15 protein-coding genes and 1 riboswitch are annotated in these 14074 nt (G+C 62.1%); of the genes, 10 read left to right on the forward strand and 5 right to left on the reverse strand.

Annotated features, from left to right (window positions below; translation table 11 throughout):
- The first annotated feature begins 64 nt into the window (after positions 1–64).
- The 10 genes from H7E91_RS00480 to H7E91_RS00525 all read left to right on the forward strand — a co-directional run bounded on the left by H7E91_RS00480 (position 65) and on the right by H7E91_RS00525 (position 10435).
- The gene (locus H7E91_RS00480) at positions 65–3094 is read left to right on the forward strand and encodes a Na+/H+ antiporter subunit A (protein ID WP_182353104.1); all 3030 of its coding nucleotides are present in this window, start codon (positions 65–67) and stop codon (positions 3092–3094) included.
- Entirely contained in the window at positions 3091–3564 is a 474-nt protein-coding gene (locus tag H7E91_RS00485; protein ID WP_182353105.1) for a Na(+)/H(+) antiporter subunit C, read from the forward strand. The genes H7E91_RS00480 and H7E91_RS00485 overlap by 4 nt, the downstream gene beginning before the upstream one ends.
- Positions 3561–5132 (forward strand): Na+/H+ antiporter subunit D, encoded by a 1572-nt coding sequence (locus H7E91_RS00490; RefSeq protein WP_182353106.1) that lies wholly within the window; start codon positions 3561–3563, stop codon positions 5130–5132. Before H7E91_RS00485 ends, H7E91_RS00490 begins: the two co-directional genes overlap by 4 nt.
- Positions 5129–5764 carry a Na+/H+ antiporter subunit E gene (locus tag H7E91_RS00495; protein WP_182353107.1) on the forward strand — a complete coding sequence of 212 codons (636 nt, stop codon included), beginning with the start codon at positions 5129–5131 and terminating at the stop codon, positions 5762–5764. The genes H7E91_RS00490 and H7E91_RS00495 overlap by 4 nt, the downstream gene beginning before the upstream one ends.
- Positions 5761–6141: an MrpF/PhaF family protein gene (locus H7E91_RS00500; RefSeq protein ID WP_182353108.1), complete on the forward strand. Its 381-nt coding sequence runs from the start codon at positions 5761–5763 to the stop codon at positions 6139–6141. Before H7E91_RS00495 ends, H7E91_RS00500 begins: the two co-directional genes overlap by 4 nt.
- Positions 6131–6511 (forward strand): monovalent cation/H(+) antiporter subunit G, encoded by a 381-nt coding sequence (gene mnhG / locus H7E91_RS00505; RefSeq protein WP_182353109.1) that lies wholly within the window; start codon positions 6131–6133, stop codon positions 6509–6511. The genes H7E91_RS00500 and mnhG overlap by 11 nt, the downstream gene beginning before the upstream one ends.
- A gap of 41 nt (positions 6512–6552) precedes the next feature.
- A complete protein-coding gene (locus H7E91_RS00510; protein WP_182353110.1) occupies positions 6553–6813 on the forward strand; it encodes a DUF4235 domain-containing protein in 261 nt (86 codons plus the stop codon).
- A 15-nt stretch (positions 6814–6828) separates the two neighbouring features.
- Positions 6829–6933: riboswitch (TPP riboswitch) on the forward strand.
- 49 nt (positions 6934–6982) lie between these two features.
- Positions 6983–7963, forward strand: coding sequence for a thiamine ABC transporter substrate-binding protein (locus H7E91_RS00515; protein WP_182353111.1), 981 nt, complete (start codon positions 6983–6985; stop codon positions 7961–7963).
- 1 nt (position 7964) lies between these two features.
- The gene (locus tag H7E91_RS00520; protein ID WP_338401680.1) at positions 7965–9590 is read left to right on the forward strand and encodes an ABC transporter permease; all 1626 of its coding nucleotides are present in this window, start codon (positions 7965–7967) and stop codon (positions 9588–9590) included.
- Positions 9587–10435 (forward strand): ABC transporter ATP-binding protein, encoded by an 849-nt coding sequence (locus H7E91_RS00525; protein WP_182353113.1) that lies wholly within the window; start codon positions 9587–9589, stop codon positions 10433–10435. The genes H7E91_RS00520 and H7E91_RS00525 overlap by 4 nt, the downstream gene beginning before the upstream one ends.
- Here H7E91_RS00525 and H7E91_RS00530 read toward each other — a convergent pair.
- The 5 genes from H7E91_RS00530 to H7E91_RS00550 all read right to left on the reverse strand — a co-directional run bounded on the left by H7E91_RS00530 (position 10392) and on the right by H7E91_RS00550 (position 13902).
- Positions 10392–11204 carry a glycerophosphodiester phosphodiesterase family protein gene (locus tag H7E91_RS00530; RefSeq protein WP_182353114.1) on the reverse strand — a complete coding sequence of 271 codons (813 nt, stop codon included), beginning with the start codon at positions 11202–11204 and terminating at the stop codon, positions 10392–10394. The two genes, H7E91_RS00525 and H7E91_RS00530, sit on opposite strands and share 44 nt — an antisense overlap.
- A 91-nt stretch (positions 11205–11295) precedes the next feature.
- Positions 11296–11658, reverse strand: coding sequence for a DMT family transporter (locus tag H7E91_RS00535; RefSeq protein WP_182353115.1), 363 nt, complete (start codon positions 11656–11658; stop codon positions 11296–11298).
- Entirely contained in the window at positions 11655–11969 is a 315-nt protein-coding gene (locus tag H7E91_RS00540) for an SMR family transporter (protein ID WP_182353116.1), read from the reverse strand. Before H7E91_RS00540 ends, H7E91_RS00535 begins: the two co-directional genes overlap by 4 nt.
- Positions 11969–13300 (reverse strand): DUF4921 family protein, encoded by a 1332-nt coding sequence (locus tag H7E91_RS00545; RefSeq protein WP_182353117.1) that lies wholly within the window; start codon positions 13298–13300, stop codon positions 11969–11971. Before H7E91_RS00545 ends, H7E91_RS00540 begins: the two co-directional genes overlap by 1 nt.
- Positions 13301–13395: 95 nt before the next feature.
- Positions 13396–13902, reverse strand: a complete 507-nt coding sequence (locus H7E91_RS00550; protein ID WP_206680307.1) for a YflT domain-containing protein — start codon at positions 13900–13902, stop codon at positions 13396–13398.
- Positions 13903–14074 lie beyond the last annotated feature (172 nt).

The following is a 14074-nucleotide window of genomic DNA, read 5'->3' on the forward strand; positions in this document are numbered from 1 at the left end:
AAGTCTGACAGCGCGTGTGACAACGCGTCGGTTAGAGTAAACGGTGGACTACCAGGGAGCGTTGATGATCGAGCTGCTCATTGCTTTTGGGGTAGTTGCGCTCGCAATGCCGATCGTAATGAAGTTGCTTGGCAGGAAAGGCTTCTTCGTTGCAGCGCTTGTCCCACTCGCCGGATTCGTGTGGACGCTCGCGCAGACTTCGGCAGTACTCGATGGCGACTACCCTCAGCAGACGCTTGCCTGGGTGCCCGAACTGGGACTCGTTGGCGAGTTCAGGCTCGATACTCTGTCATGGATTATGGCGCTACTCGTCACCGGAATCGGTGCACTCGTCCTTATCTACTCAGCTCGGTACTTCTCCCGAACAGCAAGCGGGCTCGGTCGATTCGCGGCCTTCTTTGTCGCATTTGCTGGCGCCATGTTCGGCGTAGTCACGACGGACAACACGCTTATCCTCTACACCATGTGGGAGCTGACAACAGTCTTCTCCTTCCTCCTCATCGGGCATTACCGCGACCGTCGCGCGTCCCGCCGCGCGGCGATGGAGGCGATCATCGTCACGACCGCGGGTGGGCTCGCGATGCTCGGCGGAGTCATCCTCCTCGGCGAGTTGCCCGGGGGCTCGTATTCGCTCACGGAGCTTGTTGATGCCGCTTCGGCTGGCACCTTGCTTGATGGAGCTCCTGGCGGCATTGGCACCGGTTATGTGACCACAGCGGTCGTCCTCATTCTTCTCGGCGCCCTATCGAAGTCCGCGATCTTGCCGTTCCACTTCTGGCTACCGGCCGCGATGGCGGCGCCAACCCCGGTCTCCGCGTACCTGCACGCCGCTGCCATGGTCAAAGCCGGTGTCTATCTTGTTGCCCGTCTTGCCCCGGGCTTCGCGGACATGGACGTGTGGCTGTGGATCATCATCCCCGCCGGTCTGTTCACGATGATTCTCGGCGGATATCGGGCTCTTCGGCAGAACGACACGAAGCTTGTCCTCGCGTACGGCACCGTGTCGCAACTCGGTTTCATGCTCGTCCTCGTTGGCTACGGCACGGCAGAGGTTGCACTCGCCGGGCTTGCTGTTATCATGGCCCACGCCCTCTTCAAGTCCGCGCTCTTCCTCAGTGTCGGCATCGTCGACTGGATGACGGGCACCCGCGACCTTAGGGAGCTCAGCGGCCTGGGCCGCCGGCGGCCCGTCCTCGCGGTGGCCGCAGGCCTCGCTGTCCTGTCAATGTCGGGTGTGCCGCCATTCGCTGGGTACGTCGGCAAGGAGGCGGCGCTTCACGCGCTCACCTATGGCAGCGCGCTCGACTTGGTCGTCGCCTGGATCATCGTCCTCGGGTCCGTCCTCACCCTCGCCTACGGCCTGCGTTTCTGGTGGGGCTGCTTCTGGGACAAGCCGGGTGTGGAACCAACTGAGCTAAAGAACCGCTCCGTCATCATCATCGCCCCGCCCGTTATCCTCGCAACCGCCTCCCTCGTCTTTGGTCTCGTCCCGAGCTGGTGGGAGTCCCTTCTTATCGCGCACGCAGACCTGTACCCGGGAGAACCCGGCCACCTGACTCTGTGGGCTGGCTTCGGTTTGGCAGTCGTCATGACCCTTATCGTCATTGTCGGAGGCATCATTCTCTTTGCTATGAGGTCGCCGTTTGAAGATCTTCAGCGCCGGGTCGCAGTCCCGTTCTCGGCCGAGGGAGCTTACCGCCGCATCGTTGTCGGGCTCGAGCACTTTGCCGGTGACGTGACTGGCCGTGTCCAGTCGGGCTCCCAGCCCATGTATCTTTCGATCATTCTCGTCACGGCCGCAGTCGCAGGCACAGGTGCGTTGCTCTTCGGAAACACCGCCGTCGACATGGATTTCCGCTGGTTCGACTCGGTCTACCAGCTCCCGGTCGTCATCATCGCCTGCATCGCTGCCGTTCTCGCCGCGCGTGCGCGGCGCCGGCTCAAAGCGGTCCTTCTTCTCAGCATCTCCGGCTACAGCGTCGCCCTCATTTACGAGCTTCACGGCGCACCTGATCTTGCCCTTACTCAGGTGCTCGTCGAGACGGTCACCCTTGTTGTGTTCGTCCTCGTCCTCCGGCGCCTGCCGGCGTACTTCTCGAACAGGCCGATGGCAACATCCCGCTGGTTCCGCGCAAGTCTCGGCGTTGTCGTTGGTGCCTGCGTCGGGGCATACGCCTTCATCGCAGCCAACGCCCGGCAGCATCCTCCGGTGTCCTCACAATTTGCGAGTGAAGCGTATGACTTCGGCTATGGCAAGAACATCGTCAACGTCACCCTCGTCGATATCCGTGCCTGGGACACGATGGGGGAGATCTCCGTCGTTGTTGCCTGCGCGATCGGCGTGGCTTCTCTCCTGTTTATCCGAGACCGCGAGGGCAGGATCGATCCGCGGCGCAACATCGCCAAACCGGACACGAAGTACCGGGTCTGGTTGCGTCCGCAAGATGATGACCAGCTCCGCCTTGCTGCGGAGAAGCTTGACGCTCAGATGAGGGAGCGCCAGGTCCGGGCTCCTGGACGCAACCGCCGCTGGTTGCCGGGTGCGAGTACGCTCGCCCCAGCCCGCCGCTCCGTCATCTTCGAAGTGGGCACGAGGCTCGTTTACCACACAATGCTCATCGGCTCCCTCTTCCTTCTCTTCTCGGGGCATAACCTCCCCGGCGGGGGCTTCGCGGGCGGGTTACTCGCTGGCATCGCACTGACGATGAGGTACTTGGCCGGTGGTCGCTACGAGCTGGGGGCGGCCATGCCGCTCCACCCAGGTATCCTCATGGGCTCCGGTCTCATGGTCGCGACTCTTGCCGGCCTGGCACCGATTGTGGCTGGCGGAACGACGCTCCAATCGGCGAGGTTCGATCTCGTTATGCCGATTTTTGGCGAGGTGAAGTTCGCGACCGCGATCATCTTCGACATCGGTGTCTATCTCGTCGTTCTCGGACTCGTTCTGGAGATCCTCCGCTCGCTCGGCGCTGAGGTGGACCGTCATGGCGAGCTCGAGGGGCTCGATGCTGATGATTCGGTCGTACCGACCCCGAAGGGCGATAGACGTAAGGAAATCGTCACTTTGCGCGAGGCGAAGGAGAGCTCGACATGATCGACACAACCCCGTCCCTCAGCCTCGTCGTCCTAGCCGCGGTGCTCGTTGCCGTTGGCGTCTACCTCATCCTCGAACGCTCACTGTCCCGAATCATCCTCGGGTTCTCGTCGCTGGCGAACGGCGTCAACATTGCCTTCCTCATCGCGGGAGGCCGTGCCGGCGCGCCGCCACTCGTCGGTCAAGCCCCTGCTGATGAAATGTCGGACCCGCTGACCCAGGCCATGATGCTGACCGCGATCGTCATCACGATGGGGACGACAGCGTTCATGCTCGCTCTCGCGTACAGGGCGTGGCAACTCGACGCTAATGACGAGGTTCAGGACGACATCGAGGATAAGAGATTGGCCGCTATGGCAGAGCGCGATGAGCGCCTTGTCCGTGACGAGCAGAACCAGATCGATGAGGCGGTCGCGGAAACGTACGACGAGATGCAGGATGACTCGCTCTCCGTGGGAGACGATCGGTGAACTGGCTCGTCGCATTACCCGTCGTTCTGCCGCTCCTTGGCGCTGGCATCACGCTCGCCTTCTCCACGTATCGGCGGGTCCAGTGGCTTATCTCGGTCACGATCCTCACGATCTCGCTGGCAACCGCGTTCGCGCTTGTCGTCCTCGTCAACAGCGGACCCATCGTCTTTGACGTAGGTGAATGGGCTGCCCCCGTCGGCATCACCCTCGTTGCGGACCGGTTGTCGGCCCTCATGCTTCTCGTTTCAGTAGCGGTCACCCTCGCGGTCCTCATTTACTCCCTTGCTCAGGGCGTTGAAGACGGCGAAGAGGCAGCGCCCACCGCCGTCTACCACCCGGCCTATCTCATTCTCTCCGCAGGCGTGTCGAATGCGTTCCTCACGGGCGATCTGTTCAATCTGTTTGTCGGCTTCGAGACGTTGCTTGCCGCGTCGTTCGTTCTCATCACGATGGGTGGAACGCGGGAGCGGATTCGGTCGGGCACCGTCTATGTTGTCGTCTCCATGGTCTCGTCGATCATCTTCCTCATCGCGATTGCGATGACGTATGCGGCAACCGGCACGCTGAGCTTCGCGCAGCTCGCGACGAGGCTTCAAGAGATCGACCCGGGCGTGAGCCTTGCATTGCAGGCGATGCTCCTTGTCGCTTTCGGCATCAAGGCCGCACTCTTCCCGCTCCACGCCTGGCTGCCAGACTCCTATCCCACTGCGCCAGCCCCCGTGACAGCCGTGTTTGCGGGCCTCCTGACGAAGGTCGGCGTCTATGCGATCATTCGCACCCAGGTGCTTCTCTTCCCGCAGGGCAGGCTCGATGATGTGCTCGCCATCCTCGCGATCGCGACGATGGTCATCGGCATTCTCGGTGCGGTCACCCAGCGCGACATTAAGCGCATGCTGTCGTTTACTCTCGTGTCCCACATTGGGTACATGATCTGGGGCATCTCGATCTCGACCGAGTCTGGGCTGGCTGCGACCATCTACTACGTCATCCACCACATCACTGTCCAAACGGCACTATTCCTTGTCGCTGGTCTCATCGAGCGTCACGGAGGGTCGACATCGTTGCGGAGGCTGGGATCGATCGCGAAGACAGCTCCCGTCATCGCTGCCTTCTATCTCATTCCGGCCCTCGGTCTTGCCGGTGTCCCGCCCATGACGGGATTCCTCGGCAAGGTCGGCCTCATCTCCGCATCAGCCGACAGCGGCCAGTCGATTGACTGGTGGCTCATCGGCACAGGTCTCGTCACCTCGCTACTCACGCTCTACGCGGTGCTCCGGGCCTGGAACCTCGCCTTCTGGCAGGACCCTGAGGAGGAGGTCGAGCCGAAGCGGATCCCGATCGGCATGTATGGCGCAACAGGTGGGCTAGTCGCCATGTCTCTTGCCATCGCAGCCTTTGCCGGACCAATCTATGATTACGCAAAGCGAGCAGCGGTTGATCTCGAGCAGCGTAGCCCCTACATCGTTGCCGTCCTGCCGGACGGCGACCGGGGCACGGGAATCTCCGATGAGGTTACCGACCCGGATACGGCCGATAGGGTGGCAGACGAGGAGGAAGATAGCGAATGACTGAGTCCAGTGCACGCATCTCGATCCGCCGCGCAACCTATCGTCCTGGCCGGTTCCCGTATGCGACGGGCGGCATGCTTATTTGGCTGACGATCGTGTGGACGCTCCTGTGGGGAGAGGTGAGCACTGGCAACGTCGTTGCAGGCTTCCTCCTTGCACTTCTCCTCACGACGATCACCCCGCTACCAGATGCAACGTTCGATGGCGGGTTCCGACCGATTGCACTGGGCCGGCTCGCCGTCGCCTTCATTTTCGACATCGTCAAAGCGTCGATTCAGATCGCCACGTTCGCCATTCTCGGACGACATCCGAAGGGCGCTGTCATCCGAGTGCAGTCGCGTGGTCATTCGGATGTGTTCCTCACGATGGTGGCGGGCCTGACATCTCTTGTCCCGGGGTCTGTCGTCATCGATGTCCACACCACGTCCGGCACCCTCTACATTCACGTGTTCGACATTGAGATGGCGGGCGGGCTTGAGGCCGCCCACCAGGCGGTGCTCGATCAGGAGGAGCGTGTCCTACGCGCATTCGCCTCCCACGACCAGCTCGTTGATGCTGGCTTCGTTCCAGGTTGGCGGATGGGGGAGCGGTTGCCCGTTCCGTACGCTCCACCGGCGGGGGAAGAATCATGATCGTCGTCGCCGCAATCTCCGGAGCGCTTCTGTTTCTTTCCGCGCTCGCCGTCATCGTGCGTGTCTCGAACGGTCCGTCAATGCTTGATCGCATGGTTGGCGTCGACTTGCTGACGTCAATTATCCTCTGCTCGGTCGCTGTCATTTCTGCAGTCTCGGGCCGTACGGATCTCCTCCCCGTTCTCGTCGTCCTCGCGGTTGTCGGATTCATCGGATCGACGACAATAGCCCGTTTTATCGCGCACGAGCCGACTGCTGACAAACGGATCCTCACAAAGGATGAGGTTGCGAAGATCCTTGAGGACGAGCGGATGCGCGATGATGAGCTCGTCCACGATTCCACTGACGACGACGCCAAGGAGAAGCATGCTGGGTGACATTCTCACTGCGCTCGGCGGAGGCCTCCTTATCGCAGGCTCTGCCCTTACCCTCGTCGCCGGCATCGCTGTTCTGCGGTTCCGTGACCTCCTGTCCCGCCAGCACGCGGCAACCAAGCCGCAGGTGCTTGGGCTGATTCTGTCGATGATCGGCATGGCCCTCATCGTCCGCGACATTCCGCTTGCATGGACGGCGAGCCTCGTCGTTGCGCTCCAACTCATCAGCTCCCCGATCTCCGCCCATATGATTGGCCGTGCGGGATATCGGACAGGCGGGATTGTGTCCGCCGAACTTGTTGTCGATGAACTTGGCGAAGATATCGAGTCAACCCGCGTCGGTGGCAGGCTCGGCCCAGGTGCGACACAATAGGCACAGCTCACACAAGGTCGTAGCAATCGAAAGGACGAGGCATGGATATCGGGTGGAAGATCGTCAGTACGGGCGGGGGCCTCGTCGCTGGCCTTATCGCGAAGAAGATCGTCGAGTTTGGGTGGCAGGCAGCGACGGGCCATGATGCGCCGAACGAGGATGACTTCCAGTCAAACCTCCTCGAGGCTGTCGTGTTCTCGGTCGTCGCGGCGGCAACGAACACGATTATCAGGAACCTCGTCATGAAAAAGGCGAGCTCCTGGTACGGCGAGGGCGCGAAGTCGGTCGCAGTCAACACCTAATCTCACCTATACTGGGGTAGACGACAGGGGAGCGCTCACCACGCTGAGAGTGCACACAACGTGCAGACCCTCGAACCTGCTCCGGTTAGCACCGGCGAAGGAAGTCGGGAATCTCTCAGACCCCTGCCCACCGGGCAGGGGTCTTTCCCCTCCAGCTATGGAGGTTGATATGAAAAAGACAGCAGTCGGTCTCGTCTCGCTCGCGCTACTTGCAGCCTGTGGCAGTGGCACATCGGACGAACAGGCCGTCACGATCCTCACTCACGACTCGTTCGTCATGAGTGAGGAGCAGATTGCAGCATTCGAGGAAAAGAGCGGTTTCACGCTCCAGACGATCGCACCGGGCGACGGCGGAGTGCTCGTCAACCAACTCATCCTCAACCGGGACAACCCGCAGGCCGACGGCGTCTATGGAATTGACACGTTTATCGCCCGCACTGTCATTGAGGAAGGTTTGCTCGCCCCCTACAGCTCCCCTGCGCTACCCGAGTCCGCGAATGATCTCGTCGTGGCGGATAGTCTCACGCCGATCGACCAGGGCGATGTGTGCGTCAACGTCGACACGGCCTGGTTCGAAGCAGAAGGAATGGCCCAGCCAGAAACCTTCGAGGACCTTCGTGAGCCCGAGTATGCTGAGCTACTGGCCGTCATCGACCCTGCCTCCTCTTCGCCGGGATATGCGTTCCTTGTCGCGACTGCAACGGAATATGGCGAGGACTGGCAAGGTTACTGGGCTGACCTTCTCGACGGCGGGGCGCGGGTGGCGAGCGGCTGGTCGGACGCCTACTACTCGGATTTCTCCGGCGCTGATGGGAAGGGTCCCTACCCGCTCGTCCTGTCGTACTCGTCCAGCCCAGCTGCGGCAGCCGGAACCGACTACCTGCCGGAGACATGCGTGCGTCAGGTGGAATATGCGGGGGTTGTGAAGGATGCGGCAAATCCCGAGGGTGCGCAGGCGTTCGTTGACTTCATGTTGAGCGATGAGTTCCAGTCTTCGATCCCCGAGAACATGTACATGTACCCGGTCACTGACCAGGAGCTACCCGCACAGTGGCAAGAGGTTGCCGAACTATCCGAGACCCCGATCATGGTCGACCCACAGCAGGTCGACCGCGATGAGCTCCTCGACGCGTTCGCCGAGCTACGCTGACGTGAAACTGTGGAGGGCGGCGTGGACCGCCGCGGTGATCATCCCCGTGGCGTTCCTCGCCGTCTTCTTCCTCTACCCGACAGCGGCGATGCTTGCGAGGGGAATCTGGCAGAGCGGTAGCGAGAGCGGTATCTTCTTCGACGTTCTCACAGACAGGCGGACGTGGCTTGTCACCGGCCAGACCCTCTATCAGGCCGCGCTCGGGACCGTCGGCGCCATCGTTCTCGGTGTGCCAGGGGCCTATGTGCTCTACCGGTGCACGTTTCCGGGGCAGAAGGCGGCGCGAGCTCTCGCGACAATTCCCTTCGTTTTGCCGACAGTTGTTGTCGGCGTCGCCTTCCGGGTGCTACTTGGCCGAGGCGGCCCGCTCGAGTTCCTCGGCCTCGACCAGACAGTCACGGCCGTTATCCTCGCCCTCGTGTTCTTCAACTACGCCGTCGTCGTCCGGACGGTCGGTGGCCTGTGGCAATCACTGGATCCGCGTGCTGTCCAGGCCGCGCGCACGCTCGGTGCCTCCCGCTTGCGAGCCTTCGTCACGGTCACCGTGCCACAGTTGGCGCCAGCTATAGCTTCGGCTGGGGCGATCGTGTTCCTGTTTTGCTCGACAAGCTACGGGCTTGTCCGGACTCTCGGATCACCCGGGTACGGGACCCTGGAGACCGAGATCTGGCGACAGTCGACGAGCTTGCTCGATAACCGGACGGCGGCTGTTCTCTCTCTCCTCCAAATCGTCATCGTCATTCTCACCCTCGTTGTCAGCGAAGCCCTCAGCAAGAGAACCGCTGGGCGACTTCAGTTGCGCAATCGCCACGTCACCCCGCTCGCACGAACCGACGCCGTACCCCTCGTGATGACGATCGTGACGATGATGACCCTCATAGCCTTCCCACTCCTTGCTCTTGTCGCCCGCTCCTTGAGGGTGGGGGACGAGTGGAGCGTGGACAACTACCGGTTACTCGGCACGTCCGGCACCGGCTTCGCGGGCGGAGCCACAGTGACGGAAGCGATCGGCAACTCCTTGCGAATCGGGCTCGTCGCCACACTCCTGTCGCTCGCAATCGGAGTGCCCCTCGCGCTCGTTCTGTCTCGTCGTGTCCACGGTCCGCTCGCAAGCGGGCAGTCGATTCTCGCCGGTGCCATCCTGCTACCGCTCGGGGTCAGTGCCGTCACGGTCGGTTTCGGGTTTAGCATCGCCCTTGACAGTCCACCGCTCGACCTGCGGAGCTCTCCCCTCCTTGTCCCCATCGCCCAGGCCGTTGTCGCTTTGCCGCTCGTCGTTCGATCTCTCACACCAACTCTCGCCTCGATCGCGCCAGGCCGACGAGAGGCCGCGGCAACGCTTGGCGCTTCACCGTGGCGGGTGCTCGCGACGATCGATGGTCCATTCTTGCTGCGAGGACTCGGTATCGCGATCGGCTTCGCGTACGCCACCTCGCTCGGCGAGTTCGGTGCAACGTCATTCCTTGCCCGGCCGGACAGCCAGACACTGCCCGTCATCATCGTCCGCCTACTTGGACGCCCTGGCGAGAACAATTATGGGATGGCAATGGCGGGAGCGGTCGTCCTCGCGTTGCTCGCCGCGTCGATCATGGCCGCCGCAGAAGCGGCACGAAAGGATCCCCGATGATCGAGCTCAAGAACCTCACCGTCTCCTACGGAGCGCTTCGTGCTGTGGATGGAGTGAGCCTGACGGTTGGCACTGGCGACATCCTTTCCCTTCTCGGCCCGTCCGGGTGTGGGAAGTCGTCGCTCCTCCGGGGCGTTGTTGGCCTGGAGCCGTCGACGGGGGAGATCCTCGTCAACGGTGTCCCGGTTGCGGGCGTCGCCGTTCATCAGCGCCGCATCGGCATGGTTTTCCAGGACGCTCAGCTGTTCACCCACCGCACTGTCGCAGGAAACATCGCCTACGGCCTCAAGGGTGAGAGCAGGGAAGAGATTGCCCGCAGGGTCGGGGAGATGCTTGAGCTTGTGGGGTTGGCGGGGATGGGGGAGCGAAGCGTCACGACCCTGTCCGGTGGGCAGGCGCAGAGGGTCGCCCTCGCCCGCTCGCTTGCGCCCCGCCCGGACGTCCTCCTCCTCGACGAGCCGCTGTCAGCTCTCGACAGGGTCCTGCGCGAACGGCTTTCACAAGACCTTCGCGCCATCCTCAAAGGGGCGGGAGCAACCGCGATCTATGTCACCCATGACCACGATGAAGCGTTCACGGTGGCGGATCGAGTGGGGATCATGGATGACGGCAGGCTCCTGCAGATTGGTACCCCGGAGGAGCTCATTCATTCCCACACAACGGAGGTCACCGACTTCCTCGGCTCTACCACCATCGTCGAGGGCCGCGTCACCGAACCATCCGAAGCGAGGACGAGGGTCGCGTTACCGGCGGAAATCGAGATTCCCGGAACCGTGACGGGTGACACCGTGCGGCTTCGGATCACGCCCCTCGGAGTGATAGGAGCCGATCTGGACGATCGGTGAAGATTCCGTCGACCCCCTGGTCGAGCAGGCGTCGCATCCGATCCTCCCGGTTGATCGTCCACACCCGCACACCCATGCCCATCTCGTGGCTCATGGAGATCATCCGGTCAGCGAACGTCACTGAGCTCATGAGGCTGATCCCGGCTGGCTGCCACCCGATGTGAACCCAGGCGCCGGATGAGAACGATGCAGGCGGCGTGGTGCCAGCCTTCGCGTGCGCAACGAGCCTGGCAAGCCCCTCCCATCCCAAACTGCGTTCGAGCTTCTCGCTCGTCAGCTCACGGACGCCGTCCAGCCACGAATCCCACGCGTGCGCAACACAGACGTGCGATGCGGTGCCGGTCGCGTTGATCGCCTGCGCGAGCGGGACGATCGAGTCCCCGTTCTTCACATCGATCGCCCATCGGGCATCCGGGAATGCGTCAAGTAGCTCGGCAATTGTGGGAATCTGGCCGACCTGCCCATCTGGGCCATACACGGCGGCCCCGCGCACCTGCGCGAGGGTGAAGGAGCGGATCGGGCCGGCCAGGTTCGTCACCCTGTCCATCGTGTCGTCATGGAACGCGACAGCGTACCCGTCTGCGGTTAGCTGGACATCGGTCTCGAGCATGTCGGCGCCGAGCGCGACAGCCTGCTCGAAGGCCAGTACCGTGTTCTCCGGCGCCAACGCGGCCCCGCCCCGGTGGGCGATGACGAGTGGCCGATCATGAGGAGACCACGTGCGGGTAGGCACGGGCATAGAGGAGAGACGCAAGACCGAAGGGATCACGAGTTCAGTCTAGAGAGGTGTCCGCGAGACGTGGCGGCAATGACTGAACAACCATTCCTCGGCCACGTGCCGACCGGACACACCTCTGCGGTCATCCGGTGCCGCGGGCTGCTTCCGTGCCCTCCTTCGGCCTTCCTGGCTCTGATGCTTTGAGTCCGATGATGCAGGCGATGAGGATGACGATGAGGGTCAAGCGGATGACAGAAAATGGCTCCCCGCCCGTCAGCATGGCCCAGACGACCGTCAGGCTTGCTCCGATTCCCGTCCACACGGCATACGCCGTGGCTGTCGGAATCGACGTCATTGCAATCGCGAGGCCGATCGTCGACACGACGAGAGCGACAAGGAAAACGATGCTCGGCGCAAGGATCGTGAGACCGTTCGAGGCGCCGAGGGCGGTCGCCCAGACCGCCTCGAAAATTCCGGATAGGACGAGGATGAGCCACGGGTTCATGCGGTCACCTTGAGGCCAACGATGCAGGCGATGATACCGAGCAGGCACACGACCTTGAGAACCGTCGCCCGCTCAGCGCCCGTACTCACAGCCCACACGGTTGTCGTGACCGCCCCGATCGCCGTCCACACCGCGTAGGCCGTGCCGGTCGGGATCGTCTTCATGGCCCAGGCCAGCCCGAGGAGAGAGATGGCTGAGGCGATGACGAAAACAAGGCTTGGACGGAGTTTGCGCAGGCCATCGGAGCGGCCGAGAGCTGTCGCCCAGACAGCCTCGAACAGCCCTGAGGTGATGAGGACGAACCAGTCCACTACAGGTATGGGTTATAGCGCAGGGAGTTGACCCGGCAGGCGCATTCGGTCGCGATGTTAATGTTCGAGGCGATCTCGCCATTCGCTCGGGCCTCAAGTAGCCGCGGCACGATCCGGTCCCGTAGCGTCCACGGATCGATCGTGTTGACGTAGATCTTCGTTCCGCCCTCGAACCCCGCGAGAGTTGATACTCGCCACTTGAGGAGGATCCGCCACGGCATCGGCATATCGACGTCGATGGGCTTGTGGTGCCACTCTTCGTTCGTTGGCACGTGGGGCCCCGTTGCGACGTGCAGGGCGTGGAGCATATCGGACATGCCCCGCTGCTCATCATTCGACTGCTCCCACGGCATCGGCTCGGCCGCCTTCGAGTAGACCTCGAGCGTGGGGTAGCGGTGACCGAATCCGGCGAAAGCGACCGCGTGGCGGCTTTCGGCGATGATGAGGTTCTGGAATCCCGCGTAATCAACCCCGAGCTCGTTGTAGACGTTCGGGTTGAGACGGACCTTCGCGACCTCGACTTCAGCATTGACGGAACGTTGGTCGATCGCGACGAGTTGCTTATGAAGGTGGTCGAAGGAGGCACCCGCTGGCTTCAGCCAGTTCTGGAACACCTGGACGTAGCGGACATAGCGGTTTGAGGAATACAGGTCCCTCATCGCGTCGATCGTCAGCTTCATGTACCACTCGTGTTCAGGTGGGGTCAGCGTTCCGGATGATGCGAGCTGGTTGTCGAGCGTTGCACCATCGGTGAAGTGACGGCGAGAGACAACAACATCATGGCCGCCACCGAAAAACGCATTCGCCCCCTCGAGGCGCTCGCTTTCTGGGATGCGAATCCATTCCTCTTCTGTCAGTCCTGATGACAGCGCCTTTTTCCGCAGAACGGAGAGAACATGGGCTTTGCCGGCAGGGTCGGCAATGTAGCGATCGCGTCGCCGTGCGCGCTCCTGCGGCAACTGGAAGCCGTAGTTCTTCGTCCAGTAGTCGAACGACACGATTTCAAACAGGTTCGGGATCCTGCGGAACTCCCACGGTTTTGCTAGATCATCGACAGAGGTGCTCTCGAGCATCTTGAACCCGCTGTCGGTTGCGATGACGCGTGACTTTTCGGGAGGGCTCTCAAGCACACGCTGCGCACAGAACGAGCAATGCCGTTCATGCTCTTCCGGGTCGATGGGGGACGGGTTCGGATTGACGAGGGTGAGCGGCCGGTTGGCCCGCCCGGGAACTGTCCATACCTCGGTGCCCGAAAAGGGGTTGATCTGCTTGACCGTCCCATCTGCCATTCGGGTCAGTGGTGCTGGCTGTGAGAAGTGAGGCTGTCCCATAGCGCTAGCCTATACGTTCGCAGTGCCAGCCCATGAACGCAGCCAGCAGTGTCCGGGAACGTGGTGCAAGACCATGTACTGCCGCGTGCGGGGAGCTATGCGTTGATGATGCGGCTCGCGTCGTCGATAAGGCCAGCCACGACGTGAATCTCATACCGGGACGCACGGGTGGTGGCGAAGGAGGTGAAGTCGCGGCGACCTCCTTGGAGGCCGTGGGAAAAGGCTTCGGCGATGGCCCCGAACAGCATGCCAAGGACGATGGCCGTGAGGAGCACCCGCCATGCGATGACAGGGGCAAAGAAGAGGAACAGTAAACCGAAGAAGAGACCCATCCATGCGCCGTACAGCGCGCCCTGCCAGGCTGCCGTCCATGTCGTCTTCCTACCCGTCACCTGCTCGACGGACTCTAATCCGAGACCAACGATGCGGACGTTTTCTACGGGGAAGTTGGCATCTGACAGGGTATCGACGATGTGCTGTGCCTCCGAGTAGGAGCGCACCGACGTCAATACTCGATAGTTGATGGTGGATGCGTGACGCCAGGATCTGCCACCCTCATCAACACCGGTGGAATATCGATCGAGATGATCCTTGCTATCCATGCCCTGAGGCTAGGTGCAGTCTCTGAATACGTCGTCACTCAAGCCTGGGAGATGGCTGGAATGGAGATGTAGCGGCAGAGGATCCTGCCTACATTGCAACGATTCGACGGAGACGAACCGGGGCTTCGCCTGCGGAAAAATGCCGTGAGCTGGGGTGGGAGTAGAATGGGAC

This window comes from Flaviflexus huanghaiensis (assembly GCF_014118685.1).
GTDB lineage: Bacteria > Actinomycetota > Actinomycetes > Actinomycetales > Actinomycetaceae > Flaviflexus > Flaviflexus huanghaiensis.